Source organism: Oceanobacillus kapialis (genome assembly GCF_044790185.1).
Taxonomy (GTDB): Bacteria; Bacillota; Bacilli; order Bacillales; family Amphibacillaceae; genus Oceanobacillus_B; species Oceanobacillus_B kapialis.
Genome location: NZ_CP085256.1, coordinates 867,385 through 893,915, shown reverse-complemented (window position 1 = coordinate 893,915; position 26,531 = coordinate 867,385). Strand labels below are relative to the sequence as shown.

29 protein-coding genes are annotated in these 26,531 nt (G+C 39.2%); 15 read left to right on the top strand and 14 right to left on the bottom strand.

The features are described 5' to 3' along the window. Positions 1-64 precede the first annotated feature (64 nt). A complete protein-coding gene (locus LG273_RS04750) occupies positions 65-238 on the top strand; it encodes a hypothetical protein (RefSeq protein WP_404458216.1) in 174 nt (57 codons plus the stop codon). 68 nt (positions 239-306) lie between these two features. On the opposite strand, the gene mutY is transcribed toward LG273_RS04750, so the two are convergent. Then, complete coding sequence (gene mutY, locus LG273_RS04745) at positions 307-1,383, bottom strand: A/G-specific adenine glycosylase (RefSeq protein ID WP_379561593.1); 1,077 nt, start codon at positions 1,381-1,383, stop codon at positions 307-309. A gap of 277 nt (positions 1,384-1,660) precedes the next feature. On the opposite strand from mutY, the gene LG273_RS04740 reads away from it, so the two are divergent. Beyond that, positions 1,661-2,647 (top strand): metal-dependent hydrolase, encoded by a 987-nt coding sequence (locus tag LG273_RS04740; protein WP_379561592.1) that lies wholly within the window; start codon positions 1,661-1,663, stop codon positions 2,645-2,647. Positions 2,648-2,792: 145 nt separating this feature from the next. Here LG273_RS04740 and LG273_RS04735 read toward each other — a convergent pair whose 3' ends face one another. Both LG273_RS04735 and recX read right to left on the bottom strand, forming a co-directional pair. After that, entirely contained in the window at positions 2,793-3,137 is a 345-nt protein-coding gene (locus LG273_RS04735; protein ID WP_379561591.1) for a YfhH family protein, read from the bottom strand. Between the two features lie 61 nt (positions 3,138-3,198). Beyond that, the gene (gene recX / locus LG273_RS04730) at positions 3,199-4,011 is read right to left on the bottom strand and encodes a recombination regulator RecX (RefSeq protein WP_379561590.1); all 813 of its coding nucleotides are present in this window, start codon (positions 4,009-4,011) and stop codon (positions 3,199-3,201) included. Between the two features lie 160 nt (positions 4,012-4,171). Here recX and LG273_RS04725 point away from each other — a divergent pair, with 160 nt between their 5' ends. The 3 genes from LG273_RS04725 to LG273_RS04715 all read left to right on the top strand — a co-directional run bounded on the left by LG273_RS04725 (position 4,172) and on the right by LG273_RS04715 (position 6,191). Further along, entirely contained in the window at positions 4,172-5,062 is an 891-nt protein-coding gene (locus tag LG273_RS04725; protein ID WP_379561589.1) for a TIGR01777 family oxidoreductase, read from the top strand. 377 nt (positions 5,063-5,439) lie between these two features. Beyond that, a complete protein-coding gene (locus LG273_RS04720; protein ID WP_379561588.1) occupies positions 5,440-5,997 on the top strand; it encodes a GNAT family N-acetyltransferase in 558 nt (185 codons plus the stop codon). A 62-nt stretch (positions 5,998-6,059) separates the two neighbouring features. Further along, positions 6,060-6,191 carry a YfhE family protein gene (locus tag LG273_RS04715; RefSeq protein ID WP_379561587.1) on the top strand — a complete coding sequence of 44 codons (132 nt, stop codon included), beginning with the start codon at positions 6,060-6,062 and terminating at the stop codon, positions 6,189-6,191. A gap of 115 nt (positions 6,192-6,306) precedes the next feature. Here the strand turns inward: LG273_RS04715 and LG273_RS04710 are convergent, their stop codons facing one another. Then, positions 6,307-6,609 (bottom strand): hypothetical protein, encoded by a 303-nt coding sequence (locus LG273_RS04710; protein WP_404458209.1) that lies wholly within the window; start codon positions 6,607-6,609, stop codon positions 6,307-6,309. 137 nt (positions 6,610-6,746) lie between these two features. Here LG273_RS04710 and LG273_RS04705 point away from each other — a divergent pair, with 137 nt between their 5' ends. From LG273_RS04705 to LG273_RS04680, 6 genes are all read left to right on the top strand, one after another. Beyond that, positions 6,747-7,163 carry a helix-turn-helix transcriptional regulator gene (locus LG273_RS04705; RefSeq protein WP_404458206.1) on the top strand — a complete coding sequence of 139 codons (417 nt, stop codon included), beginning with the start codon at positions 6,747-6,749 and terminating at the stop codon, positions 7,161-7,163. Positions 7,164-7,280: 117 nt separating this feature from the next. Then, on the top strand, positions 7,281-7,676 hold the full coding sequence (locus LG273_RS04700) for a GntR family transcriptional regulator (RefSeq protein ID WP_379561584.1): 396 nt from the start codon (positions 7,281-7,283) through the stop codon (positions 7,674-7,676). Then, positions 7,673-8,776, top strand: a complete 1,104-nt coding sequence (locus LG273_RS04695) for a DUF1648 domain-containing protein (RefSeq protein ID WP_404458203.1) — start codon at positions 7,673-7,675, stop codon at positions 8,774-8,776. The genes LG273_RS04700 and LG273_RS04695 overlap by 4 nt, the downstream gene beginning before the upstream one ends. Positions 8,777-8,794: 18 nt before the next feature. Further along, positions 8,795-8,998 carry a PLD nuclease N-terminal domain-containing protein gene (locus LG273_RS04690; protein WP_379561582.1) on the top strand — a complete coding sequence of 68 codons (204 nt, stop codon included), beginning with the start codon at positions 8,795-8,797 and terminating at the stop codon, positions 8,996-8,998. A gap of 2 nt (positions 8,999-9,000) precedes the next feature. Beyond that, complete coding sequence (locus LG273_RS04685; RefSeq protein ID WP_379561581.1) at positions 9,001-9,909, top strand: ATP-binding cassette domain-containing protein; 909 nt, start codon at positions 9,001-9,003, stop codon at positions 9,907-9,909. Further along, complete coding sequence (locus LG273_RS04680; RefSeq protein WP_404458200.1) at positions 9,906-10,682, top strand: ABC transporter permease; 777 nt, start codon at positions 9,906-9,908, stop codon at positions 10,680-10,682. The genes LG273_RS04685 and LG273_RS04680 overlap by 4 nt, the downstream gene beginning before the upstream one ends. 53 nt (positions 10,683-10,735) lie before the next feature. Here LG273_RS04680 and LG273_RS04675 read toward each other — a convergent pair whose 3' ends face one another. Genes LG273_RS04675 through LG273_RS04665 form a run of 3 tightly spaced genes read right to left on the bottom strand, consistent with a single transcriptional unit; the run spans position 10,736 to position 12,652 of the window. Continuing rightward, positions 10,736-11,425: a hypothetical protein gene (locus LG273_RS04675; RefSeq protein ID WP_379561579.1), complete on the bottom strand. Its 690-nt coding sequence runs from the start codon at positions 11,423-11,425 to the stop codon at positions 10,736-10,738. A gap of 2 nt (positions 11,426-11,427) precedes the next feature. Next, the gene (locus LG273_RS04670; RefSeq protein WP_404458197.1) at positions 11,428-12,285 is read right to left on the bottom strand and encodes an ABC transporter ATP-binding protein; all 858 of its coding nucleotides are present in this window, start codon (positions 12,283-12,285) and stop codon (positions 11,428-11,430) included. Next, a complete protein-coding gene (locus LG273_RS04665) occupies positions 12,275-12,652 on the bottom strand; it encodes a GntR family transcriptional regulator (protein WP_404459479.1) in 378 nt (125 codons plus the stop codon). The genes LG273_RS04670 and LG273_RS04665 overlap by 11 nt, the downstream gene beginning before the upstream one ends. A gap of 159 nt (positions 12,653-12,811) precedes the next feature. On the opposite strand from LG273_RS04665, the gene LG273_RS04660 reads away from it, so the two are divergent. Continuing rightward, positions 12,812-13,132, top strand: coding sequence for a hypothetical protein (locus LG273_RS04660; RefSeq protein WP_404458194.1), 321 nt, complete (start codon positions 12,812-12,814; stop codon positions 13,130-13,132). 29 nt (positions 13,133-13,161) lie between these two features. Here LG273_RS04660 and LG273_RS04655 read toward each other — a convergent pair whose 3' ends face one another. The 4 genes from LG273_RS04655 to LG273_RS04640 all read right to left on the bottom strand — a co-directional run bounded on the left by LG273_RS04655 (position 13,162) and on the right by LG273_RS04640 (position 17,469). Beyond that, the gene (locus LG273_RS04655) at positions 13,162-13,341 is read right to left on the bottom strand and encodes a toxin-antitoxin system HicB family antitoxin (RefSeq protein WP_379561576.1); all 180 of its coding nucleotides are present in this window, start codon (positions 13,339-13,341) and stop codon (positions 13,162-13,164) included. 25 nt (positions 13,342-13,366) lie between these two features. Continuing rightward, positions 13,367-14,215: an SPFH domain-containing protein gene (locus tag LG273_RS04650; protein ID WP_404458191.1), complete on the bottom strand. Its 849-nt coding sequence runs from the start codon at positions 14,213-14,215 to the stop codon at positions 13,367-13,369. A gap of 65 nt (positions 14,216-14,280) precedes the next feature. Further along, complete coding sequence (locus tag LG273_RS04645; protein ID WP_379561574.1) at positions 14,281-15,156, bottom strand: ComEC/Rec2 family competence protein; 876 nt, start codon at positions 15,154-15,156, stop codon at positions 14,281-14,283. Positions 15,157-15,333: 177 nt separating this feature from the next. Then, positions 15,334-17,469: an AAA family ATPase gene (locus LG273_RS04640; protein WP_404458187.1), complete on the bottom strand. Its 2,136-nt coding sequence runs from the start codon at positions 17,467-17,469 to the stop codon at positions 15,334-15,336. Positions 17,470-17,633: 164 nt separating this feature from the next. Between LG273_RS04640 and LG273_RS04635 the strand changes: the two genes are divergently transcribed. Further along, a complete protein-coding gene (locus tag LG273_RS04635; RefSeq protein WP_404458184.1) occupies positions 17,634-18,095 on the top strand; it encodes a hypothetical protein in 462 nt (153 codons plus the stop codon). An 87-nt stretch (positions 18,096-18,182) separates the two neighbouring features. On the opposite strand, the gene mbcS is transcribed toward LG273_RS04635, so the two are convergent. Further along, a complete protein-coding gene (gene mbcS, locus LG273_RS04630) occupies positions 18,183-19,757 on the bottom strand; it encodes an acyl-CoA synthetase MbcS (RefSeq protein WP_379561376.1) in 1,575 nt (524 codons plus the stop codon). 177 nt (positions 19,758-19,934) lie between these two features. Between mbcS and LG273_RS04625 the strand changes: the two genes are divergently transcribed. Beyond that, complete coding sequence (locus LG273_RS04625; protein ID WP_404458181.1) at positions 19,935-22,472, top strand: EAL domain-containing protein; 2,538 nt, start codon at positions 19,935-19,937, stop codon at positions 22,470-22,472. A gap of 207 nt (positions 22,473-22,679) precedes the next feature. Beyond that, positions 22,680-23,978, top strand: a complete 1,299-nt coding sequence (locus LG273_RS04620) for a diguanylate cyclase domain-containing protein (RefSeq protein ID WP_404458177.1) — start codon at positions 22,680-22,682, stop codon at positions 23,976-23,978. Between the two features lie 38 nt (positions 23,979-24,016). Here the strand turns inward: LG273_RS04620 and pdaA are convergent, their stop codons facing one another. After that, positions 24,017-24,808, bottom strand: coding sequence for a delta-lactam-biosynthetic de-N-acetylase (gene pdaA / locus LG273_RS04615; protein WP_404458174.1), 792 nt, complete (start codon positions 24,806-24,808; stop codon positions 24,017-24,019). Positions 24,809-24,996: 188 nt separating this feature from the next. Next, positions 24,997-26,307 carry a Na+/H+ antiporter family protein gene (locus tag LG273_RS04610; RefSeq protein ID WP_404458171.1) on the bottom strand — a complete coding sequence of 437 codons (1,311 nt, stop codon included), beginning with the start codon at positions 26,305-26,307 and terminating at the stop codon, positions 24,997-24,999. Between the last annotated feature and the right edge of the window lie 224 nt (positions 26,308-26,531).

Here is a 26,531-nt window from a genome sequence, read left to right as displayed (position 1 = left end):
TGAATAAAAAACGACACTTTACATATCTTATGGGTGAGCAATCACATTTAGAGGAGAAATGATGATGGATTCAACTAGAAGAGACTTCACAGAACTGACCATGATGAGCAAAGAAAAATGGAATGACGAAGAACTTTTTTACTTTCAGCATGCCCTATCGCAGCTGTTACAATATGTAAACCCAGAAGGACTATCCATCCTTCATGAAATAAATCGGGAAATGCATTCTAGAGATTAAACATGAAACAACTTTATAAAAAATTTTTTACGAATATGCAAAAGGCTCCAACAAATGGAGCCTTTTCATTACACCGTATTCAAATGCACCATCATTTTTTGATGAGAGACGGGGAATGGGTAGTTTGCAATATCTTCTTTGGCAACCAACCTTAACCTTTCGTCCTCAACTGTAGTAAGTTCTGCTTCAGCATGGTAGATCTCCAATTCCCAAATTAAGTGTGAGAAGACATGCTTAAGTTTCCCTGCATGATCCTTCATGTTAAGTGAAATCCCGTATTCTTGGTAGAACCAGCTTTCGATATGGCTATACCCTATCTCTCCAACAGGAACCATGGGAAATTGCCATAAGTCTGCAAGCAGCCCATCACTTGATCGTTTTTCAATCACATATTTATCTTCTGGTGTGCGAATTAACAATGCGACATAAGGAATCTTTCTTTGTTTTTTAGCCTTTTTCTTAACAGGTAAGTTTTCCTGAACTCCCTCAGAGAAAGCCTGACAATATTCTTGTACAGGGCAAAGCATACAAGCAGGAGATTTTGGCGTGCATATGATAGCTCCTAGTTCCATTACAGCTTGATTAAACGAAGATGGATCATCATGATCGATCACTTCCCGAACATAAGCTTCAAATAATTTTCTTGTTTTTGGTTGTGCGATATCGTCTTCGATATAAAATAATCGGGAAAATACCCGCATTACATTCCCATCCACTGCAGGTTCAGGTTTATTATAGGCTATTGAAAGAATGGCGCCTTTCGTATATGGACCAATTCCTTTTAAATCGCCGAGCTCTTTCGGATTATCGGGAACAACACCGTCATAGGATGCAACTACTTCTCTTACGGCGTTTTGCAAGTTCCTAGCACGGGAATAGTAACCTAGTCCTTCCCAAGATTTCAGAACATCCTGTTGATCGGCAGCAGCTAAAGCCTCTACTGTTGGGAAGTTGGAGATAAAACAATGAAAATATGGAATGACGGTATCTACCTTTGTTTGCTGAAGCATTATTTCGGATACCCATACTTTATAGGGATCCTGATCTTTTCGCCAAGGCAAATCCCGTTTATTTGCTTGATACCAATTAATAAGATCTTTTTGAAAATCGGAAATGTTAAAGTTTTGTAAAAGTATATTTTTCATAAATTCACATCCTGTATGATACAATAAAGTGAAACTTCATTTGGTGGGGTTTCTTTCCCCACCAAATGTTTAGTTGAACGAATCGGACCTTTACTGGCAGTTGATCCCCACTTAGAATACTTGATTGCTTCCCGCTTTCTTGAAGTGGGGGCTTACTGCCAGTTAAGGTGGGATAAATAAGCCGAGATAACATGAGACGTAATACATCGCGCTACTAGACGTACTAGGATACAATGGATCATCTATAAAGACCAAACCTTTAAGGAGGACCTATTTTATGGATACTGGTACCCACATAGTAATGGGTGTGGCACTAGGGGGACTAGCTACCTTAGACCCCGCTGTGAATCAAGACCCCTTGCTATTTAACGCGGTGCTTGTAGGAACAATTGCCGGTTCTCATGCACCCGATTTTGATACCGTATTAAAGTTGCGGGATAATGCAACCTATATCCGGCACCATCGGGGCGCCACGCATTCTATCCCTGCTGTTATTATTTGGGGAATATTAATTGCGAGCATTATATATTTATTTGTGCCAAGTGTAGATTTCCTTCATTTATGGCTATGGACGTTTCTTGCTGTTGTCCTCCATGTGTTTGTGGATATATTTAATGCTTATGGCACACAGGCGTATCGCCCATTCACGAATAAGTGGGTAGCTCACGGATTTATTAATACTTTTGACCCCTTTATTTTTATTCTCCATATTGCCGGAATTGGCGTATGGTTACTAGGGGCAAACCCAGGCTACACGTGGCTGATTCTTTATGCTGTTATCGCGTTGTACTATATTAAACGGTACAATGATAAACGAGAAATTGTTAAGAAAATAAACGAACACTATCCAGATGTAGAGCAGATTGCAACCTCGCCAACACTTAAGCAAAACTATTGGCGTGTTGCTGTTACTACAAAAGATCGGTTCTACGTTGGTAAAGCAGAAAATGGCCATATTGAAATTGTAGATGAATTCAGGAAGCTACCATTACCCGATAATGAAATCATGCAAATCGCTAAAGAGGATAAAAACATTTCTGCATTCTTATCCTTCTCCCCTGTTTATCGATGGGAGATTAATGACTTCGATGATTTCACTGAGGTGCGTTTTATTGATTTACGGTATCGTTCAAAAGGACATTATCCGTTTGTGGCGGTTGTCCAAATCGATGATAACAAGAGAATCATGAGTTCCTACACAGGCTGGATCTTCTCGGAACAGAAGCTCCAAAGCAAATTGTACGTGGAAGAAACACCTATTTAATACAATACTAAAACAATTTACAACCGAAACCGAACTAGGATGAATTTCAAATATTCTAGTTCGGTTTTTTTGTTGCTTGAAAACGTATCACGTGCATGATTAACTGTTGTTTTGAGTAGGTGCTTAAGGTCCGAACCACTTTATATCACTTTTCCTTCACAAGGTCTCCTAATAAAGAAATCGGTATGGCCTCTTCCTGCTCATTCATTTCGTTCAATAGGTTAATGCGATTTCCCCATGCAAAAACCCCATTAATATAGTGAATCTTAAACGTATATCCTGGATCAGTTTTTAATGTATACACCCTGCCTTTTTCAAAATCCTGCGGGTTTAATGTGTAAGCAAGTGCAACTTGCATCTTCCGCTCATTCACAGCAACCTCAGACACATTTCCAAGCTGTTCTGCTTTTTGCGCTTTCTCCTTTAATTTCCCAATTTCTGCCCTTAATTGTTCAATGGAATAATCACTGTAACGATAATTATTACTCATTATAATCCCTCCCTGTTGCCTTAATATCATAGCTTCAAAATTGCTTTGTGTAAATGGAATGCTACTGCTCTTCCAACTTTTCTTCAATGATAGGCTGGATTGCCTCGAGTGTGAAGCCTTTACGATAAAGACCTTCCTTCACTTTATTTTTCAACTCATAGTCACTGTATTTTCTCTCAAACTTCCGAATTAGTTTATCTGCTTGATGACGAAGCGCTTCTTGTTCAACTGCTTCATCCTTCTCTACTATCTCACCATTAAGCACATCATTAATTACATCATGGGTAAACCCTTTTTGCATTAATAGCGTTCGCCATTGCTCCTGTAATTTGCGAAAAGAAAGGTTCTTTTTTTGCTTGCTTTTTTTCTCAAGTAATTTCATAGCTTTTTCGTACTGTAACTCATAAGAAAATACAGTCACTGCCTCTGTCGCAATGTTAGCTGCTACACCTTTTTCCATCAGTTCACTTTTTACAACATTTGGCCCTTTGCTCGATGTATTCATTCTCGTTCTAACAAACATCTCAGCAAACTGCTCATCGTCAATAAGCTTTTCATTTATTAATCGGTCAATGATTTCTTCGACTACCTCAGGTTCAGCCTCTTTTTTTATCAAAAAGTCGCGTATTTCCTTCTTTGTTCTCATCCGGTAGCTTAAATAATTGATAGCTTGGGTATATATTTTATGTACAGTATCTTTTTGCAAAATAGTTTCTATTTTAGTGTCGTCCAGTTCAGCATTTTTTTGGAGACCAAACTTAATTAAAATGTCTTCATCGACACTAAAGCCGTACTTCTCGCCTTCGCCATCACCGAGAAAAATATTGTACCGACTTTTATTCTTTTTCTGTGTGGTAATGCGGGTAATTTTCACGTTTTCTCACCCCTTCTTCATTATTTTAACAAAAATAGAGCAAAAGTTCGCGTGGGATGTATAGCACATTATTTACCAGTCAGCATACCTGCAGTGGTTTCGAATGAAGCTTATTGCATATCCTATTAGTAATACTAATTTACCAAGGAAGGTGCTCGGAATGAATATATTAATCACTGGAGGAACCGGGTTTGTAGGGACGCATCTTACAAAAGCACTCCATGAGAATGGACATCATACGTACATACTGACCCGTTCCCCTGAGAATAAACAAAACGATGAGATAACGACATTTATCGGCTACGACCATGATTCTAAAGACTTGCCACATATCCATGCAGTCATTAATCTTGCCGGAGAATCTCTCTTTGGCTATTGGACAAAGAGTAAAAAGCAGTCTATCTTGGAAAGCCGGATTAAGATAACACAGGCACTAATTGATATGATAAAGCAAATGGACGATAAACCAGATGTGTTTATTAGTGGTTCAGCTGTTGGCTTTTTCGGTAATTCAGAAGATAAAATTTTCACAGAAGCTACTACTGCTGCAGGTAGTGACTTCCTTGCAGAGGTGGCGCTTGAATGGGAGGCGGTAGCCCAACAAGCTGAGGATCAACTAGGAATTCGAACGGTCTTTTTGCGATTTGGTGTTATCCTTGGAGAAGAAGGTGCCTATCCTTTAATGCGACTACCTGTTAAATTGTTCACTGGCGGAAAAATTGGAACAGGGGAACAATGGCTCTCGTGGATTCATATAAATGATGTAGTGAGCTTAATTCAGTTCTGTATGAATCATCAAACGATCGAAGGACCAGTAAATGCGACAGCGCCACATCCAATGCGTAATAAAGACTTTATGCGCATTGTCGCCACAATTATGCACAGGCCTTACTGGTTGCCCGTACCTTCTGGGATGATACATTTATTAATTGGTGAAATGGGTCAGCTTATTACAAAAGGACAATTCGTTCTTCCTAAAAAAGCACAAGACAACGGCTTTCAGTTCCATTATCCACGGCTGAATGAAGCAATAAAGGCGCTGGAAGAATAACGTGATTTTTGCAGGAACTTCCCTTGGCTGCGAACACCTATTTTATCGGAAATCACTCTTATTCCAATTATCAATTTAATGTAAAATTTTGTCGGTAATTTTTACAAAAAAGGGTATTCCCTTTCTCTAATAAAGTGTGTAAAATAATGCTATCAAACATCAAATTCATAAACGAAAGAGATGAAATGAATAACCAAGAACGTAGAAATTAAATAGGGAAGGCAAATGGTGCGCCACCAGCAATGCTGGTTCTAGTGGGTTCGATTCCCACCCCGAATTTTTGTTGAACGTTAACTAAAAATTCGTGGGTGGTCAGCTTACTAAATTCCCTTATGGTTATTTAGACTGCCCCCCTGTCCATAAGGAGGGTATTTTTTATGCTTAAAATGCGTGATTTACAGGAAGCACCTGCATTATACGAACTTATAAAACATCCGGAGGTCTTTCCCTTTGTCAGAAATAAAGCCTACTCAAGTGAAGAGTTTCTGTTCATTACAAAGCAAACAATGGAAGCAGAAGAGCATGGGGAACTCATTTCCCGTACTATTCTAGATGAATATTGTCATCCCATTGGCACAATAAGCTTGTTTGATATCCAGGATGGTTATGGTTTTCTTGGTACATGGATCGGTCAGCCATACTTCGGAAAGGGATATAACAAACATGCAAAGGAGCAATTTTTTGATGAGCTTTTCTTTACCCATGACATGAATGGGGTATTTATGAAAGTAAGAAAAACTAACAACAGATCACTAAAAGCTGTACTAAAGCTACCATATGCAACTCTGGCAAATAAGACTTACCCAAATGTCTATAATGCTGTTAATGCAAAAGAAGAGGTATACGATCTTTTCGTTATCTCTAAAGAACTTTATATTTCATATCAAACTTTCGCAACAGGAGAACAAATTATTTCCGAAAACGAAGTTGGTTAGGTTAAATATATAGTATAGAAACACCTCGCTTGGTAATCCTAGGAATACATGGAGGTGTTCCTATGAAGAACAACGGTAAACCAATGCAAAATGAGAAATTCCTTTCTAAAACACAGGAAGTTCTTTACCAAAAGGAATTTAAGCATGCTGATCGAATCTATCAGCAGCTATCTCAAAGAGGGAATCGAAGCTAACCGCTTTAATTCTTTTTGCTTTCCCGAGAATTATCCACAGCGAGTTGTACACAACTTGTTTTTTCCTGTGGATTTTGTGAATAATTCGATGGTTCTATACACACTACAAGCATTCTTAAGTCTGGGACCCTGTGGATAAGGTTCTACCTTTCTGCCATTTTCGTAATACATGGTCTGCTTTTTTTCTAGCTTCACGCTTATTAAGACCGAAGCCATAGCCAATTTCTAAATCCGTTAATGCCAATATGCTAACTGCCTGCCAGAGATCAGTTTGTTGTATGTGCCAAATGTAAATAAGGGCTGTATCTTTTTTAACAACGTGAATTTCAAAATTCGCTTGATAAAAAAGAAACCGCAGCAATTTGAACTTTGTTAAATTTGTAATGGAAGAATGCCTAATAATCATGCAACTAATCACTCGTCCCACTCCCCTCTTTGACCTTTATAGGAACATATTACTATATGTTCTATATAAGAACAAATGATTGCCCTTTTGTGGCTTTTTGTCATGATACGATGAATACCTAGACGGTACATAAGAAAGTTAGGGATGACATGGGACTTGAAAAAATCGCAATAAATATTAAACACTTTAGAATCCAAAACGAATGGACACAACAGGAGCTTGCCGATAGGCTATCCATATCTCGTTCCGTTGTTGCCAAGTGGGAGAATCGTACAGCAGTGCCGGATGTGGGGGCCTTACTAAAGCTTGCTTCATTGTTTCAGTTATCTCTTGACCATCTTACGAGTAGTCCTGCTTATGAAGAGGAAATGCTGAAAGATTTTAAGCGTATTTACGGGAAAAAGAAACCTGAGCTAGATTCAGATCTCTATAAGCAAGTGGAGTATTTACGAACACACCCGGAAATAAGAGCGCTTTTAAGTAGAATTGAAGCTTTACCTGAAAAGAAACAACTATCCATCCAAAAAGTGCTGGGAGCTATGCTGGACCAGTATGAACAATTGTAGAAAAGAGCTGATTTAATTAATCAGCTCTTTTTTTATGCTTAAAAAGTTATTGCACTTCGAGTATAACTGTTATATTATATGTATAACAGTTATTACAAACTAGAAAGGGGTGGGATGTTGTTTATTCAATTAAATTTTGAATCTGATGACCCTATTTATACCCAGTTGATTCACCAAATCATTGAAGGAATTGCCAAAAAGAAACTGTTGCCAGGGGACGCTCTTCCATCGGTCCGAGCAATGGCTGCAGATATTGGCATTAATCTACACACGGTTAATAAAGCCTACCAGCATTTAAAACAGGAGGGCTTTATCCTTATTCACCGGCAAAAAGGTGTTGTCATTCATCCAGAAGGAGTGGCGAAAGCTGATACAGTTTATATGGAGAGCTTGCAAAAGAATCTGCGCCCGTTTATCGCTGAGTCTATTGCTCGCCAGGTTTCCGAAGAAGCATTTCTAAAGCAGTGCCGGAAATTATTTAACGAAATTAACGAAGAAGGTGAAACGAAATGACGTCTATCATATTATTATTCCTTTTCATTATGGTTCCAGTATTTATTATCACAATGCTCACACCATATTTGACAAGAAAAACAGAAAGCTTTGGAGTTTCCATCTCTGAAGAAATTTACCATTCAAAGGAAATGAAACAAACCCGAAAGAAATATGCCTTGTCTATGGGATTTGTAAGTATACTTGCAACGATTGCTTTAATCGGAATTGGTGTAAGGCTTGATAACGAAAATGCACTTAGCATCCTACTTGCATTCATCTCGTTTACTTACCTGCTCATCAGCTTTTTCTTTTATTTATATTTTCATCGGCAAATAAAACAACGTAAGCAGGATGAACAATGGGTTACCAATAAAAAACAACAACTGTCCATTAACCTTCATTTTCGTGATCAAAAGCTTGCTTTTAGTAATCTTTGGTTTATCCCATCTTTTCTCGTTGCCTTCATCACTGCAGGTTTATCTATAAGGTTTTATGAAGACCTGCCATCAAGCATTCCCATGCAATATGACTTTTCAGGAAATGTGACAAACTGGGCTGACAAATCATATGGCGTCATGCTTTTAATGCCGATTATGCAAATATTCTTAACGGGGCTCTTTCTATTTATTAATACAATTATAACGAAAGCCAAACAACAAATTGATGCGGATAACCCCGAGGAATTAGCCATGCAAAATAGAATCTTTAGAAGAAGATGGTCGGCCTTTATCGTGATCACCAGTCTAGGGTTAGTGCTAATGTTTTCATTTATACAGTTCTCCTTTTTCCAACCTGTAGACACAGAGCTTCTGGTGAGTATCCCTCTCATATTAAGTGGGGCCATCATTATTACAACGATGATTCTCTCCATAACTACAGGCCAAGGTGGAAGTCGTGTTAAGAAAAAAAGTTCAAGTGGCAGTGATGTTATTGATAGAGATGATGACCGATATTGGAAGCTTGGACAATTTTATTTTAATAAGAACGATCCAGCTGTATTTCTTGAAAAGCGATTTGGTATTGGCTGGACAACGAATTTTGCACGCCCGTTAACATGGGTTATCTTGCTTGGCATCATTGCACTTGCTGCCGGACTACCACTGTTATTAACGATGTGAGGAAAGGAGTGCTTTATCTTGATCAATTTAATCGAAAACATTAACTGGGCCATTATTGCACCATTCCTGGTTATTCAAGCAATCCTGATCGTTATTGCACTTATTGATTTGGTAAAAGCCGAGAATACGTTCGGACCTAAGGGAATGTGGGTTTTTATCGTTATTTTTCTTAATATTATTGGTCCAATAGCCTATTTTCTGTTTGGAAGGAGGGATAATTAACAATGCTAACTGCAAAGCATGTTTCAAAAAAATATGGCACACATACAGCCGTTGACGATGTCAGCTTCACACTGGCAGAGGGTAGATGTATTGCCCTGCTTGGTCCAAATGGCGCTGGCAAAACAACCATTTTGCGGATTCTTTCCGGTCTGTTGACCCCTACAGAGGGTGAAGTGGAGCTTGAGAATATTGTGAACAGAGTAGACTATCGAAAATACATCGGCTACCTCCCCCAATATCCCGTTTTCTATCATTGGATGACCGGGCGGGAATTTCTTATTTACAGTGGACAGCTTGCTTTTCTTTCAAAAGCAGAAGCCGTAAAAGCTGCGGATGATGTTCTCAAAAAGGTAAATATAGTAAAGGCAAAAAACAAACGCATTGGGAGTTATTCAGGAGGAATGAAACAGCGTCTTGGACTGGCTCAGGCGATTATTCATCAACCAAAGGTACTTATATTGGATGAACCAGTGTCTTCCCTTGATCCCATCGGAAGAAGAGATGTACTCACATTGATGGAGGAATTAAAAAAGACGATGACCATCCTATTCTCCACCCATATTTTGAGCGATGCGGATGAGATTAGTGATGAAATGCTGCTTCTGCATAAAGGAAGGCTTGTGGAGTCTGGTTCCATGGCAGAACTCAGAAAGAAATACCAGACAGCTACCATCGAGCTGGAGTTTCAGGATCAACAGGATTTGCAGTATTACGAAAATAAAATTCGTAATCTTCAGTTAGTAATTGACGTTCATGTAAAGCAAGACAGCCTTTCGGTAACAGCTGAAGATATTAATCTGCTGCGTAAGGTTTTGTTGGAAAAGGCTGGTGAGGAAAATTGGCCACTGACTGGTTTTGCTTTGAATAAAGCGGCACTGGAAGATATGTTTATGAAGGTGGTGAAGCAATGATGCAGTGGGTTAGCATGTTTCGAAAAGAGATGCTAGAAAACTGGCGGAATAAGAAATGGATCTGGGTTCCCATCGCATTCATCATCCTTGCCATCATGGATCCCATCTCTACCTATTATTTACCACAAATTATCGAAGCAGCAGGCGGCTTCCCTGAAGGTACTGTCATTGAGCTAGCAGAATACGCCCCCGCTGAAGTCGTCATGATGAGCCTGAGTCAGTACAGCACCCTTGGTATTTTGCTCATCGCATTTCTAGCAATGGGTACGATCTCAGGCGAAAAGGCTTCTGGTGTATCTGATATCATTCTTGTGAAACCCGTGTCATATGCAAACTACATTACAGCTAAATGGGCTGCATTGTTGATATTAATCGGGTTTTCATCTGCTGTTGGCTTATTTGCTGGATGGTATTATACGATTATTTTATATGGCAGCTTTGCGTTTATAACGTGGCTAAAAGGTATGCTTTTTTATAGTCTGTGGTTTTTACTTATCATAAGTATCGCAATTGTTTGGAATACGTTATTCAGTAAACCTGGCCTTGTTGCCTTTTTCACCATACTATCTGCGATGCTGATTAGTTTGCTAACACAAATTTTTGGTCATGTTCTTACATGGAGTCCTGGCCATTTGACGACATATATTCAGGAATTACTCCTAACAGATTCCGTATCTCACAGGCTGCTGGGCACAGCATTCACCTCCATTGCTTTGAGTGTCCTCCTGATTGTTATATCAGTTTATTGTTTTCGGAGGAGGCAGAATGGATAATGGGAATAAGCGAAAGAGGCTGGAAGAAAAAGTTCTTCTCAGCCTCTTATCTTTTATACTGTAATTCGTCTTACCAGGAAGAAGGATAGTATATAAAGCACAATACTAATGATCGTTAGCTGTAAAAAGAACATCATGTCAAAGGTTTCAGCTACATGGACCATAAAGTCCCAGGCCCACCCTTTTGCGACAGCGAATAACATACCCACCAGTAAAAGACCTAGCACGGAACCCGCTCCCGCAAAACCAAAACGATAGAATAATAAACCGAGTAGGAAGAATAATGTAAGGCAGAAGAACATAATTGCTGCATCAATGATGAATCTTGTGTACCATGTATCCTCCATGAAATATGCCAAATGAAGAAATTCGAAATTGTTTATGCCTACTAATTCTCCTAAATTAATGATCAGTATTTGAATAATGGAGCCGGCAAATGCTTTCCCAACAGATAGTAGTAAAAAGAATATTGCTAATCCTAGATATAAGTTTTTCCTTGTCGCCCCAACTTTAATGGCAAAAGGAATCACATCTTTTACAGAAATAAAACCAATAATGCCGCAATAAACGTACATTGGAGCTGTAAAGGAAAACGCCATTTTCGCCCCTTCCACATTTAACAGAAAGTAAGAGATGCTTAGTGTCACAATAAGAATACTCAATAAAATCGTCCAAAAAATCTTTAGAGAATCCCGATAATTTGAGCTATAAAAATATAAAAGTCCTGTTAATTGTCTTCCCATGGTTATGCCCCCTTCTTTCCTTCCGTTAAATAGATCATTAAATCTTGAATCGGGATACTTTCTACACGAAGACCTTGCGCTTTCGCGTCATCCGCATTTCCATATATATACGCAGTCATAACGCCTGCTAACTCTTTTGTTTCAATCACTTCTTTTCCTTGTATAAACGCTTTAACCTCTTCTTTAGTTCCAGTAACGGCACATGTGCTGTTACGTAAATATTCTGCTTCCTCCTGCATCACCAAAGATCCCTTTTGAATGATTAGCACTTCTTCAAACATAAGACTTACTTCATCAATTAAATGTGTGGACAGGATGATCATCCGATTATCTGTCTCAAACTCTTCCAGAAGCAGCTCGTAGAATTTTTTTCTAGCAGCCGCGTCAAGGCCAATATACGGCTCATCAAACACCGTAATAGGGGCTTTACTTGCTAGCCCGACTATAATCCCAAGGGCGGACTCCATCCCTTTTGATAATGCTTTGATTTTGGCGTTTTTGTTTAAGTTATACGTGTCTATTAACTCCATAGCCAGCTGCTGATCCCAATTCGGATAAAAGTACGAATAAATTTTAAGCACATCTTTGATCTTTAAATCCTTCTTAAAATTATCTCCTTCTTTTATAAGACAGACAGATTCAGTCAACTTCTGATTATCGAATGGAACCTCACCATCAATTAATATCTCTCCCTCTGTCGCCAGAATATTTCCCGACAGGATATCCATGAAGGTTGTTTTGCCAGCGCCATTTCTACCTAAAAGACCATATAACTTTGAACCTTCTAAAGTGAATGACACGTTATTTAACGCTACATTGTCCTTATATCTCTTTGTCAGGTTTTTCACTTCAATTTTCATCTCTCTCATCCCCCTTTTGAATCATCTCGAGTAATTCATCCTTACTGATATGGAGCTTAGCTGCTTCTTGTCGCAATGGTTGAATGTAATGATCATAAAATGTCTGCTTTCGCTTTTTAATTAAAATATGTTTGGCATTTTCTGTGACAAACATTCCTACACCTCTCCGCTTATAGAGTATTTCTTCCGTCACCAGCTCATTAATCCCCTTGGCAGCCGTTGCTGGATTAATCTGGTAATAGGATGCAAATTCATTTGTTGATGGTACCCGCTCCCCAGCTTTTACCGAATCACTCAATATAGAGTCTTCAAGCTGCTCTTTTATCTGAAGAAAGATGGGCTTCGTTTCGTCTAGATTATTTTTCATCTCATCACCTTTGTTGTTTGGTTCATTACTTATGTGACTAACCATATAACTAATGAACATGAATGTCAATAGTTATTTGGTTAAATTAAATTTATTTTTTTAGTTAGTGAGTTGGGTAGGTATGGAAGTGTGAGGGTATTGGCGGAGGTGGTTTCACTTTTGGGATGCGTGGTTTCACTTTTGGGTGAGGTGGTTTCACTTTTGGGATGCGTGGTTTCACTTTTTGGGTGTGTGGTTTCACTTTTTGGGTGTGTGGTTTCACTTTTTGGGTGTGTGGTTTCACTTTTTGGGTGTGTGGTTTCACTTTTGGGTGCGGTGGTTTCACTTTTGGGTGCGGTGGTTTTACTTTTGGGTGCGATGGTTTCACTTTTGGGTGAGGTGGTTTCACTTTTAGGGTTGTTGATTCCCTTTACGGTGTTGTCGATTCACTTCATGATGCTGCCGATTTACTTTCACCATTCACGATCTCACCAACCATAAAAAGAACCTGCACAACACACGTGCAGGTTCTAATCTTCTCCTATTTTTTTATCTTCACTTTTTGGCAATCTTCCGGATTTTTTTGCTGATTCCCGAAGCAGAAACTCGACATGACTATTAACACTGCGGAATTCATCCTTTGCCCATGACTGTAAAATGTCATAGAGCTTTGGATCAATTCGCAGTGGGAAGCTCTTCTTCTTAGGCATAGAAACCCTCATTTACTTAAAGAATTTACTGATATAACGATCCAGTATTAATTATCGGCTGGGTACCATGGTCGGAAACGATGGAGACAAGAAGGTTATTCGCCATGGAAACACGTCTCTCGTCATCCAGTTCTATTCCGCCTGATTTCTCGAGCTGAGTAATGGCATCCTGAACCATGCCCACAGCTCCTTCGACAATTTGCTGGCGAGCTGCGATAATGGCGCTTGCCTGTTGTCTTTGCAGCATTGCCTGAGCGATTTCTGTAGAATAAGCTAAATGTGTTAGCCTTGCTTCAATTACTTCCACACCTGCGACCTTTAAGCGATCCTGTAGTTCTGCGGTTAACTCAGAAGATACTTCTTCTGCATTTCCTCTTAAAGTAAGCTCAACATCCTTAAATGTATCATACGGGTACTTTGTTGCAACAGCACGAATGGCTGTTTCGCTTTGAATTTCCACAAATTGTTCGTATTTATCTACATCAAACACTGCCTTTGCAGCATCGACAACTTTGAAAACAATAACCGCGGCAATTTCAATTGGATTACCATTTACATCATTTACTTTCAGACGATTACTGTTAAAGTTGCGCACTCGCAAAGAAATCATTCTTCTTACCGAAAAGGGAACTGTGATCACAATTCCTTCTTTTCGAATGCTTCCCATGTATTTCCCAAGAAAGATCACGACTGCAGATTGATTTGGTTGTATAAGCGTGATGCCACTTCCCAACGTTACAGCTACGATTAGGCAAATTCCGCCGATTATAAATTGCTGTTCAATAAAGCTGAATACTGTTCCTGCAAGCAGTGCTGCAATCAGGATAATACCTAAAAAACCATTCATACTCCAAGCGTTTTTCTCTTTGATCATAACGTTACACCATCCCCACTGTTTTGTATCATTATGATATCACTTTTGTATTAAATTGTAAATTATTATCCTGCTTTTTTTCTTATATTCTCTAAAGGTTCTCTGCTTGGCAGCACTAAATAGCTTTTACCATCAGATCTAATTTCCAAATCACCAAATACGGCTGTTGAAAAGATATCTGCGTTTACCTTATAAAGATTTCGGATAACACGGTCAACTGGATGGCCATAATCGTTCTCAATACTATATGTCAGAATTGCCGTCTCAGGAGAAACCGCCTTTAAAAAGTCCAGCGAGGAGCTAGTATTAGACCCATGGTGTGCTACTTTAATTATTTCCGCATCGAGATCATATGTTTTTAAAAATTCCTTTTCCTGCTCTTTTTCAACATCGCTCATTAATAATAAGTCAACCTCATCGTATGTAACTTTGAGAACGATAGAGGACTGGTTATTATTTTTGGAATTACCGTACGTATTAAGCACACGGATGGTCAGATGTGGATCTATCTTAATTAATTCATTTTTTTCGGCTAGCTTTACAGGAATGTCTTGTTTTATGATTTGTTGAATGTATCTCGCATAAGTTGTGGTAGTATGAAGTTTTCCAGAATCTAAAACTTTTTTTACTTTCACTTTCTTCAATACTTGTGGTAACCCACCTATATGATCGATATCTGGATGGGTTGAAATTAATAAGTCAATGCTATCTATATCTTTTTTCTTCAGGTAGGCAATAATTTTTTTGCCCGATCCGGGTGGACCACCATCAATGAGTATATTTTTTCCTGTTGGCGTATTCATGAGGATGCTGTCCCCTTGCCCTACATCAAGGAAATGTACCTTTAATAATCCAGGTATTCGTTCCGCAGATACAGGGAAAGAAATCAGGATAAATTGAGTGGTAACAATTAGAATGGTAAGGAGTTTTTTACACGACATGTCAACACCCTTTGTTTTCGTAATAACATTAGTTTTTTACAAAGGGTTCATATTTATAAGTGGAACAACTTGGGGCGATAATGCTTTAAGGAAGCGCTATACTTCCATAGGCATGAGGAGGTTTATTTCATTAAAAAAGACGCTGAACGTTTGATGTTCAGCGCCTTTATCTTTGTTTTATGCTTTTGCTACAATTATTTCTTCATCCTGAACACTAACTTCTACTTTTTCAATAGTGTCATCTTCTAGGATAAGGTCTGTAAGCTGGTCTTCAATTTTATCTTGAATGACACGACGTAATGGACGTGCCCCGAAACGACGATCATACCCAAGCTTAGCAAGATGACGTTTCGCTTCGTCGGTAATCATGATGTTAATATTATTTTCTTCCATATTTCTTTGTAAATCGTTAATCATCAGATCCACAATTTCCAACAGATGCTCTTCTTCCAATTCATTGAACTGGATAATAGAGTCAAATCGGTTTAGAAATTCTGGTTTAAAGTAAGCACCAAGGTTTTCTAGCGTCGAAACGGCTTCATGCTGATTACTATTAAAGCCTACACTTACTTCTTTAACGCCTGTGCCTGCATTACTTGTCATAATAATGACCGTTTCCTTAAAGCTTACTGTTCGACCTTGAGAGTCAGTTAAGTGTCCATCTTCCATAATTTGCAGGAACATATTTTGCACATCTGGATGAGCTTTCTCAATCTCATCGAGTAAAATAATGGAGTACGGATTTCTTCTTACTCTTTCTGTCAGCTGTCCAGCTTCCTCATGACCAACATAACCTGGAGGAGAACCGATAATTTTAGACACCGCATGTTTCTCCATGTACTCACTCATATCAAGGCGAATCAAGGAATCTTTAGAGCCGAAAAGTTCTTCTGCTAGTGATTTAGTTAACTCGGTTTTCCCGACACCAGTTGGTCCAACGAATAGGAATGATCCAATCGGACGATACTTGGATTTTAGTCCTGCACGGCTTCGACGGATAGCTTTCGCAACTTTGCTAACAGCCTCTTCCTGACCGATAACTTTAGCGCCTAGATTCTCGCCAATATTTTTCATTTTTTCCTGCTCATCTGCAGCGAGCTTTGTAACAGTAATACCTGTTTTTTCTTCTACAATTAGTTGAATATCTGAGATATCGACATCGATAACCTGTTCTTCATTCTTCGCTTTTTCTAATTGTTTTTGCAGTTGAATCTCCTGATATCTTAAATTAGCAGCTTTTTCATAGTCTTCTCTTTCAGCAGCTTCTTCTTTCTCTTTAATGATCTCTTCCAGTCGTTGATTAATGGAATTAGAATCTTTTTGTGCATTGGCAAGATTTAACCTTGAGCCAACTTCATCCATTAAGTCAATTGCTTTATCTGGAAGAAAGCGATCTTGGATATATCTATTTGACAAGTTAACAAATGCTTGAATTGCTTCATCTGAGTAACGCACTTCATGGAATGCTTCATAGCGATCTTTAATTCCATTAAGAATTTGCACCGCTTCTCCTAATGATGGCTCTTTCACCATGATCGGTTGCAGACGACGTTCCAATGCAGCATCTTTTTCAATCTGACGGTACTCTTTTAATGTAGTCGCACCAATTAATTGAAGCTCTCCTCTTGCTAGAGCTGGTTTTAAGATGTTTCCGGCATCCATTTGTGAGCCTTCAGCTGTGCCTGCACCTACTATTAAATGAATTTCATCTACGAATAAAATAACATCTTGACGTTCCTGAAGCTCTGAAATTAGTTTTTTCATACGCTCTTCAAATTGACCACGCACTCCGGTATTTGCTACAAGAGATGCTACATCAAGCATATAAATTTCTTTTTTCATTAGTTTTGCTGGAACGTTACCTTCACTAATTTTTAGTGCTAGCCCTTCAGCGATGGCTGTCTTCCCAACACCAGGTTCCCCAATAAGTACAGGGTTATTTTTATTTCGTCTATTTAACGTTTCAATTACTCGTTTTACCTCATTATCTCGTCCAATAACAGGATCAATTAATCCGGCTCTGGCTGCGTGGGTAACGTTTTTTGCCAATTGGTCAAGTAGACCATTACCGCGATTGTGTTTTTTCTCTTTTGTCTTTGCACCTGTTTTGTTATTACCTTGAGAAAAATGCTGAGAAAATGCTTGCTCTGCATTTCCAAAAGGTGAATTAGAAAAGAAATCGTTGGAATTCATCATTTTACCTTGGATTTCCTGAAAGCAATTATTACATAGATGCAATTCAGTCATTTCATTATTCATTCTCATTGCGACATTAATATTTGCTTGATTTTCACCACAGTTTTGACAAAGCATTTTCCATTCCTCCTTGAATATTTCAATCAAACTTTTATCAAATTTGACTTTAACTATATTTGACCTTTGATTTTTATTATACTCTGACCTTTTTTGACTTTCAAGTCTTTTGTTTAATTTTTTTGAGGAGGTGTGTGGAGTGGTTGATTGGCGGATGCTGATGGTTGATTGCTCGGCACGATTGGTCGATTACGCAACTGCATTGGTTGATTGCTCGGCACAATTGGTCGATGGCGAAGCTGCATTGGTTGATTGCTCGGCACGATTGGTTGATGGCGCAGCTGCATTGGTTGATTACCCGACACGATTGGTCGATGGCGCAACTGCATTGGTTGATTGACCGGCACGATTGGTCGATTGCGCAACTGCATTGGTTGATTGCTCGGCACGATTGGTTGATGGCGCAGCTGTATTGGTTGATTGACCGGCAGTGTTGGTCGATGGCGAAGCTGCATTGGTTGATTGCACGACAGTGTTGGTCGATTACGCAACTGCATTGGTTGATTGCTCGGCACGATTGGTCGATTACCCGGCAGTATTGGTCGATTACGCAACTGCATTGGTCGATTGCTCGGCACGATTGGTCGATTGCGCAACTGCATTGGTTGATTGCACGACAGCATTAATCGACTGCGCAATCACCTAACACAAAAAAGCAGGACAGATTCCAATATAAGAATCCATCCTGCTTTTTACCCCAAACCGCCTTAACCTTAAACTTTTTCTTTTTCCTTATTACGGAGCTCTACTCTTCTAATTTTTCCGGAAGTTGTTTTTGGCAGTTCTTTAATAAATTCAATATCTCTAGGATATTTATAAGGTGCTGTTAGTGTTTTTACATGATTCTGAAGTTCTTTTACAAGCTCTTCATCTTTAGATACTCCCTCTTTAACCACTACAAAGGCTTTTACAATATTTCCGCGGACTTCGTCAGGACTTGCTACTACAGCGCACTCTTGGACAGAGGGATGTTTTATAAGTGCATCCTCCACTTCGAATGGACCGATTGTGTAGCCTGAGCTAATGATAATATCATCACTTCTCCCCTCAAACCAGAAATAGCCATCTTCATCTTTGGAAGCTTGGTCTCCGGTTACATAATACTCTCCACGCTGAGTTATCTTGGTTCGCTCACTATCCTTATAATATTCACGGAAAAGAGCAGGGCAGTCTAATTTTACCGCGATATCCCCTACCTCATTTTCAGCTACTGGTCTACCTGCTTCATCAATAATATCTACTTCATTACCTGGGGTAGGTTTCCCCATTGAGCCTGGCCTTACTTCCATACCTTTCATGACACCTAGCAATAATGTATTTTCTGTTTGACCATAGCCATCCCTTACTACAATATTGAAGTGTTTTTTAAATGTATTAATCACCTCGACATTCAGTGGCTCTCCAGCAGAAACAGCACTATGCAATGCAGGAAGGTGATACGAATCGAGGTTGTCTTGCTTAGCCATCATTCGGTACTCAGTCGGTGTGCAGCATAAGACATTTATGGCATTCTCTTCTAATAGTTGTAAGTATTTTTGTGCTTCAAATTTGCCATGATAAACAAAGCCAGTGGCCCCTGAGCCTAGTACAGAAAGAAAAGGACTCCATGTCCATTTTTGCCATCCTGGTCCAGCTGTTGCCCAAACTTTGTCTCCTTGTTTAATACAGAGCCAGTTCTCTGCCGCCGTCTTTAAATGAGCAAACCCCCAGCCGTGGGTGTGGACGACTCCTTTTGGATTACCCGTTGTCCCGGACGTATATGGCAAAAATGCAATATCATCTCTTGTAGTGTTGGCAATTGTAAGCTTCTCTGAGGCATTAGCTTTTAAATCATCAAGGTAAAGCCAGTCTTCAACCGCCTCTCCTACAACAAATCGTTTTAGTGAGGATAACTGTTCGATACCCTCATATTGAGAAACAAACGGGTAGTAACTTACAATACCACTTACTTCTGCATGAGATACCCTGTATTGTAGATCATGCACTTTTAACATCTCTGAACATGGAATAACAATAATCCCCGTTTTTAATGCAGCAAGGTAGACTTCGTAGGCATCGAGTACTCTTGGTATCATCACAAGAAGCTTATCGCCTTTTACTAGACCTCGCTCCAAGAAAGCGTTTCCAATTCTGTTAGCATTCTCTATAAGCTTTGCATAGGTAATCTCTTTTCGTTTACCATTTTCATCTTCCCATATAAGCGCTGTCCTAGCTGTTTCCCTCGCGAAGCGTTCTACCTCCATTACAATGTTATAGTCTTCTGGAGCGATTAAGTCTTCTTTGCGCATGAATACTCTCCCCTTCACTCAATTTTTTCTATCATATCAAAATTTTATAAAAATTAAAACGTTATTAGAAATTTCCAATTGCTTACTAGTACAAATTGGTATTCCAATTTCAATTTACGTATATTATACTGTTTTTAATTATTAAATTTTTACATAGATGGAGAATGGGGTTAGCATATGACACCTTATGATAAAGAAGATTCTCTGGGAAAGTTGTTTTCAAGTCCACCCTCCCAGAACCAGGAATCTCACAACAACGCAGTTGAAGGCATAAAGAAGGAGTTACTTAATCATTATGCTTCATTGGCTATGCACCATCCTGATTTAATTGTAGCTTTTTCACCAGAGGGAGAAATATTATCACAAAATAAGGAAAGCATCGGGGAGTTTTTTGGCATTGTTGTTGATGAGATCGACTTAAAGAGCCTAATACCGGAAACATATAAAGCACCCCTTACAAATGCTTTTAAGCAAGCTTTAAAAGGACAATCAGAAAGGCATGAGCTTAAATTCGAAGGGGAGCAGGTAAAGAAAATTGTACAAGCCTGTGCCACCTTTATTCCCATTTGGGGTTCTGAGAAAATCGTTGGTGTTTATATCATTATTGAGGATACAAGTGAGATAAAGGAACTCTCCGAAGAGTTAAAAAAACACAAAACTCATCTTATCGCTGCGCAAAACTTAGCCTCTATGGGCAGCTGGGAATATATTATTACGGACGAAGTGCTTTTTTGTTCGCCATCCTTTTATACGATTTTTGGCATAGATCCCTCTGAAGAAGTGTCCATGAAAAAAGTATTAAAATATATCCATCCCAATGACCGAGAAAAAGCGCGAACCATTTACAATCGTGCTCTTAAAGAGGGTAATTCCTATAAGATTGAATATAGAATTTACCATCAACAAGATGAAAATAAACTTCGTTACATTAGGATTCAAGCGGAAGTTCTGTGGCGAAACAATATCCCATGGAAGTTAATTGGAGTAGTAATGGACTATACCGAAGAGAAGAATTTAGAGCTCGAACTCCATCACACCTTAGATAGTATGGTTCATATTTTAAATAACCTCGATGCAGGAATATGGATGAAAGAATATAACACAAATAGAGTTACTTATGCTTCAAAGCAGCTTGAGGAGTTACTCCACCTACCGATAGAAAAGATCTATGAAGATTCGACGGTTTGGGAAAATGTTATACACCCAGATTTTAAGGAAAGAGTCATGAGAAAGCAAAGCAAGGTTTTAGAAGGCAAGGCTCTGAAGCATCGATACCAAATAGTGTGTGGTGACGGGTCGGTTAAATGGGTCCTTGATCAAACGCTTCCATGGGTAGATAATGACGGGAATATCACGCATTTGTTCGGTGTAATAGTAGATATAACCGAAGAAAGAGACATGCAAGATCACTTACGTTATATTTCGACACATGACGAGATCACCGATTTGCCTAATCAGCAAACCTTGCATAAAACCGTGGAGAGACTCATCGATGACGAGGCTCCATTTGCAATTCTTCACCTTGACCTCGATCGTTTTCATGTTATTAATCATTCGTTAGGTTATCAAGTGGCGGATATGGTCATTCAACGTCTCGCTGAACGGCTTACAGGAATTTTGCCAAAAGATGGTTATCTAGCGAGACTAGACAACAACGAATTTGCAATCATTATGCGCTATCATGATGATAAAGAAAAGATCTTTGAGTTTGCAAAATTAACCATTCAAACGATCGGAAAAGCCTTACTAGTACTAGATTATGAACTAAATGTTACCACGAGCATTGGAATAAGCTTCCACCCCGAGGACGGGACAAGCAAGCTAAAACTCTTGGAGAATGCTTACTCAGCACTTTATCAAGCAAAAAAACAAGGTAGCAATACTTATCAGGCTTACTCTTGTTCAAACGATATTTCCTCTTACAAAAAACTTTTACTAGAAAAAGATATGCGTAAAGCAATTGTAAATGAAGAATTTCAATTATATTATCAGCCACAAGTGGAAGCTGCTACTGGTTCCATACAGGGAGCAGAAGCACTTATACGCTGGAGACATTCTGAATGGGGAATGGTTCCTCCGAATGAGTTTATTCCACTTGCGGAAGAGAACCATCTTATTCACCATATCAGTGATTGGGTTATCCGAAAGACGTGTGCCCAACTAAGGCAGTGGAAGGATGCAGGATACCCATTAAAACCGATTTCCATTAATCTTTCTCCACTCCGTTTATTAAAAAGAGGCCTTGTGGAACTAATCAAGGAGCAGCTAACCTTTTACCAGATCCCTGCTGAATTGTTGGAAATAGAGATAACGGAGAGCTCCTTACTTAAAAATGATATAAGTGTGCTTAAAACCTTAGAAGAGCTTCGCAATCTGGGCATTAAAATTGCCATCGACGATTTCGGAACAGGCTATGCTTCCTTAAATTACCTGCACGAATTTGAAGCAGATATTCTTAAAATTGACCAGATTTTCATCCAGAATATTACTTCTGCAAACAAAAAAGATGCTGCAATCGTTTCAGCAGTCATTCATCTCGCTAAAGAAATTGGCATGCGTATTGTTGCAGAAGGTGTAGAAGAAAAGGAACAATATGACTTTTTAAAAGAAAGAAACTGTGACCTTATTCAAGGGTATTATTTTTCTAAGCCTGTTCCACTAGCAGACTATGAAGAAATGCTATGCCGTGGTTTATCCATCCCTAAAGGTAATTAGCATAAATATTGCATATCTCTTTTTCCCAATGTTATTCTATTTTCTTGTCTGGACAACTATTAAGCATGATACGATACTACGATGAGAGCACGTGAAATGAGGCTAAAAAATGCACTACTTAAAGACCTTAAAATATATTAGATTAAAATTAATAAATAGATCAGCTTCCCCGCCTAATAATATGATGAACTTGGAGAACCATAGCTTATGAGGACGCATCCTTCTATTTCCTATGACAGAGTGTTAATGGAGGGCATCCAGGACATGGTGTTTGTAATGGACGTACTCCCGGATCTTACTTTTCAATACGAGTTTATGAATCATTCGGCTAAAAACCATACGGGGCTTGGAGAAAATTCTATTGGTAAGTCGCTAGAGGAAGTGCTTTCTGCAGAGATGGCCTCTTATATTTCTTCGGAGTATAAAAGAGCAATCAATACAGGCACTCCCATATTGTATGAGGACTCTTTTGTCGCACTAAATGGTGAACGCCACTACTCGGAAACACGCGTCACCCCGCTCTATGATGAAACCGGTAAATGCACACACCTGGCTGCCGTTGTAAAGGACGTTACAATTCAGAAAAATGCTCAAAAGGAAGTACAAACTTCAAGCAATCTACTTTTTCAAAATCAGCAACGGTACCAGTCACTATTTAAATACAACCTAGACGCTGTACTATCCATCGATACGAAGGGGAAAATAATCTCCAAAAACCTTGCTGTAGAAACGATAACTGGTTATACAAGAGAGGGATTAATCGGGGAATACTTTTATAAATATGTAATCCCGCCGGAAGTCTCTACAGCTGTTAACGCTTTTGAGCAAGCACTCAAGGGAGAGGCAAAAGAAATAGAGCTAACGATCTTTGACCAAGCTCAGCAAAAAATGAAGATTGTTGTAAAATTCACTCCCATCATTATGGATGAAGAAGTTGCAGGTGTATTTGCTATTTTTAAAGACATTACACTGCAGAAGCAATATGAGGAGAAGCTACAATATATCGCGTTACATGACCCCTTAACAGACTTACCAAATAGAAGGCTATTTGACGCACGCTTAGAACACGCATTAGACAATCTTGAAAACAGGCAAAAGCAGTTCGCACTTTTGATGCTAGACATCGACCACTTTGAAAAAATAAACGATACCATGGGCCATGACACGGGCGATGCTGTTATTAAAGATTTTGCTAACAAACTTTCCAGCTGTATCCGCAACTCTGATATTGTAGCAAGATTTGGAGGAGATGAATTTATCATTCTGCTTGAATTATCTTCTGCAACTGAACAAACAGCAATCAGCCTCGCTACATTGATCCGACATAGAGTGCAGGAACCAACTCATGTGAATGGAAAACAAATAAAAATTACAACGAGCATTGGCATTTCGATTGCAACAGATCCGACAATCACGGCCAAGGGAATAATAAAGCAGGCGGATATTGCTTTATATAAAGCAAAAGAAAATGGTAGGAATACCTTTTACATGGCACAAAAAGACTGAAGGGCAAATCCTTCAGTCTTTTTGTGCCATACATTCACTTATTCGTATCCATACACGGCTTCGGGAAGTTTATCCTCCAGTACCAAATCATCCAAACTTTTAAATGCGTAACCTTGTTTATGCAGCTCTGTAATGAGTCTTTCTAATGCTTGAGCATTGTCAGATGAAACAGTGTGCAATAGTATGATAGCACCCGGATGGATCTGGTCCATAATTTGATTAAATGCATACTCCCAGCCCTTTTGCTTACTCGTTTCCCAATCAATAAAAGCTAAGGACCAGAATATGTGGAGATAACCTAGTTCATAAGACCAATCCAAGGTTTGTTCATTGAAAATCCCTCTAGGAGGTCGCAAGTATTTTAAATTATCCTGTTCCGAGACTTCTGCAACTGCCTTTTCTAAATCCTCTAGCTCTTTTTTCATGGATTCCTTTGAAATAACAGAGAAATCAGGGTGATGATAGGAATGGTTTCCAATAATATGGCCCTCGTCCACCATTCGTTTTACTAAATCAGGCTCACTCTTCACATAATGCCCAGTAACAAAGAATGTAGCTGGAACTTCCTTTTTCTTTAACACATCCAAAATATCATCAGTATAGCCTTCCTCATATCCATTATCAAAGGTAAGATATACATTTTTTTCACCAGATTTATCTGCATAGTAAGCACCATATTTTTCGAGCATTTCTTCATACTTTCCGATATACGGAAGCGTATGGTCACTATTTTTCTTGTAACCCCAACCGTATCCTTCAGCCTCTATTGATGCTACATGGAAAAGTGGAAAGGTAAGTAATACAGCTATGGACACTATCAACTTTTTCATAACAACCCACCTGTTTTTATCTTACTTTTTCCTTCTTTAAAGTAATTATACAGGTGGGTGCTCATGTCATAGTTATGATCATTATCCCGCCTTAACTGGCTGTTAGACCTCCAATTCAAGAAAGCTGGAAACGATCTAGCATTTTTAGTGGGGAAGGAAGGGAAACCCCCACCAAATGAAGTTTCACTTTATAAAATAATCGCTGCTATCCACCCGAACAAGAATAAAGGAATATTATAGTGAATGAAAGTCGGCACAACAGTGTCCCAAATGTGGTTGTGCTTTCCATCAGCATTCAAGCCGGATGTTGGTCCGAGCGTACTGTCTGATGCAGGTGAACCAGCATCACCTAGCGCACCCGCGGTTCCAATTAGCGCTGCAGTTGCCATCAGTGAAAAACCTGCTGCCAAACAGATTGGTACATATAATGCTGCTAAGATTGGAATGGTTCCAAAGGATGAGCCAATTCCCATCGTTACAAGTAACCCGACAAGCAGTAAGATAAATGCGATAAGTGGCTTATTACTGCTATCCAAAAATCCTGATGAAGACTCTACTAATGCTTGAACAGCTCCTGTTTCTGTAAGAATATTTCCATACCCTGAAGCAACGAGCATCACAATGGCAATGGTTCCCATCATCGCAATTCCTTCAGCCATAACTCTGTCACCGTTTTTAAATGGTACAGCTAGTAAAAGGAACATGAGTACTAAGCCAGTTAACGCTCCAAGTACAAGACTTTCTGTAATAAGCTGAACTGCTAAAGCACCTGCAATCGCAATTAAAGTCATGCCATGTTTGCGATTAAAGGAGACTGCTTCACGCTCTACAATTGCGGATAATTCTGTTCCGCCTGCCGCCTCAGGCATATCGCGGTCTTTGCGATAAGTGAAGAAGATGGCAATAAGAAGCCCAACAATCATACCAGACCCAGGTATAAGCATAGAAAGAGCAGTTTCACTTACAGAAATATCTATCCCATTCTCTGTCATTCCAGTTACAATTGTTCTATGGAAAAGCAACCCAAAACCAGCCGGGATCATGAGGTAAGGAGCTTTTAAGCCAAAAGTAAGGGCAGTAGCCACTGCACGGCGATCAACTCGCATGTTATCAAATAATTTTAATAATGGCGGTATTAAAATAGGGATAAATGCTATATGAACTGGTATTGCATTTTGTGATAAGGATGCAACACCCGCAATAACAAGCAGCATCATCGTCTTTTTACCAGTTAAGATTCGAATAAGAAAATTAACAAGTAACGTAGTGATACCCGTGTAGCTAATCGCTACAGCAAATGCGCCAAGTAAAATGTAGCTTAACGCCGTATCAGCTCCCCCTCCCATTCCTGCAACGAGCATTTCAACTGATTCTACAGTAGATAATCCTGCCATCACCCCTGCAGCAAGTGAAGCAGCAATAATTGCTATTATGACGTTAACACGTAAAAGACTTAAAATCGTCATTACGAGAACAGATACAACCACGATCCATTCCATTATGGTTTCCCCTCTTTCTTTGTTAGCCAATGTTTCATTTATTCGCTTTAATACTTTATTATGATAAAGTAATGAAGTGTTGGTTGTCAAGGAGTTCTTGGTTATTTTTTTGAGAGAGGTGTTTTTGTGGCGCAACCATTCTTTGATGCAGCGCGACTTCTCTTGAGTGGGGGCTCGACTCCTCTTCTAACTAAAAACCCCGCGAACTCACGGGGTTAGGGTAA

Excerpts from the sequence above, each read along its gene's own strand:
- LG273_RS04620 (WP_404458177.1), top strand. The coding sequence starts at position 22,680 with ATGAGGACGCATCCTTCTATTTCCTATGACAGAGTGTTAATGGAGGGC.
- mbcS (WP_379561376.1), bottom strand. The coding sequence starts at position 19,757 with ATGCGCAAAGAAGACTTAATCGCTCCAGAAGACTATAACATTGTAATG.
- LG273_RS04670 (WP_404458197.1), bottom strand. The coding sequence starts at position 12,285 with ATGAAAATTGAAGTGAAAAACCTGACAAAGAGATATAAGGACAATGTA.
- LG273_RS04685 (WP_379561581.1), top strand. The coding sequence starts at position 9,001 with ATGCTAACTGCAAAGCATGTTTCAAAAAAATATGGCACACATACAGCC.
- LG273_RS04705 (WP_404458206.1), top strand. The coding sequence starts at position 6,747 with ATGGGACTTGAAAAAATCGCAATAAATATTAAACACTTTAGAATCCAA.
- LG273_RS04610 (WP_404458171.1), bottom strand. The coding sequence starts at position 26,307 with ATGGAATGGATCGTGGTTGTATCTGTTCTCGTAATGACGATTTTAAGT.
- LG273_RS04715 (WP_379561587.1), top strand. The coding sequence starts at position 6,060 with ATGAAGAACAACGGTAAACCAATGCAAAATGAGAAATTCCTTTCTAAA.
- LG273_RS04665 (WP_404459479.1), bottom strand. The coding sequence starts at position 12,652 with ATGAAAAATAATCTAGACGAAACGAAGCCCATCTTTCTTCAGATAAAA.
- LG273_RS04675 (WP_379561579.1), bottom strand. The coding sequence starts at position 11,425 with ATGGGAAGACAATTAACAGGACTTTTATATTTTTATAGCTCAAATTAT.
- LG273_RS04735 (WP_379561591.1), bottom strand. The coding sequence starts at position 3,137 with ATGAGTAATAATTATCGTTACAGTGATTATTCCATTGAACAATTAAGG.
- LG273_RS04640 (WP_404458187.1), bottom strand. The coding sequence starts at position 17,469 with ATGCTTTGTCAAAACTGTGGTGAAAATCAAGCAAATATTAATGTCGCA.
- LG273_RS04695 (WP_404458203.1), top strand. The coding sequence starts at position 7,673 with ATGACGTCTATCATATTATTATTCCTTTTCATTATGGTTCCAGTATTT.
- LG273_RS04740 (WP_379561592.1), top strand. The coding sequence starts at position 1,661 with ATGGATACTGGTACCCACATAGTAATGGGTGTGGCACTAGGGGGACTA.
- LG273_RS04645 (WP_379561574.1), bottom strand. The coding sequence starts at position 15,156 with ATGTCGTGTAAAAAACTCCTTACCATTCTAATTGTTACCACTCAATTT.
- LG273_RS04750 (WP_404458216.1), top strand. The coding sequence starts at position 65 with ATGGATTCAACTAGAAGAGACTTCACAGAACTGACCATGATGAGCAAA.
- LG273_RS04680 (WP_404458200.1), top strand. The coding sequence starts at position 9,906 with ATGATGCAGTGGGTTAGCATGTTTCGAAAAGAGATGCTAGAAAACTGG.
- LG273_RS04625 (WP_404458181.1), top strand. The coding sequence starts at position 19,935 with ATGACACCTTATGATAAAGAAGATTCTCTGGGAAAGTTGTTTTCAAGT.
- pdaA (WP_404458174.1), bottom strand. The coding sequence starts at position 24,808 with ATGAAAAAGTTGATAGTGTCCATAGCTGTATTACTTACCTTTCCACTT.
- LG273_RS04720 (WP_379561588.1), top strand. The coding sequence starts at position 5,440 with ATGCTTAAAATGCGTGATTTACAGGAAGCACCTGCATTATACGAACTT.
- LG273_RS04650 (WP_404458191.1), bottom strand. The coding sequence starts at position 14,215 with ATGATCAAAGAGAAAAACGCTTGGAGTATGAATGGTTTTTTAGGTATT.
- mutY (WP_379561593.1), bottom strand. The coding sequence starts at position 1,383 with ATGAAAAATATACTTTTACAAAACTTTAACATTTCCGATTTTCAAAAA.
- LG273_RS04655 (WP_379561576.1), bottom strand. The coding sequence starts at position 13,341 with ATGCCTAAGAAGAAGAGCTTCCCACTGCGAATTGATCCAAAGCTCTAT.
- LG273_RS04725 (WP_379561589.1), top strand. The coding sequence starts at position 4,172 with ATGAATATATTAATCACTGGAGGAACCGGGTTTGTAGGGACGCATCTT.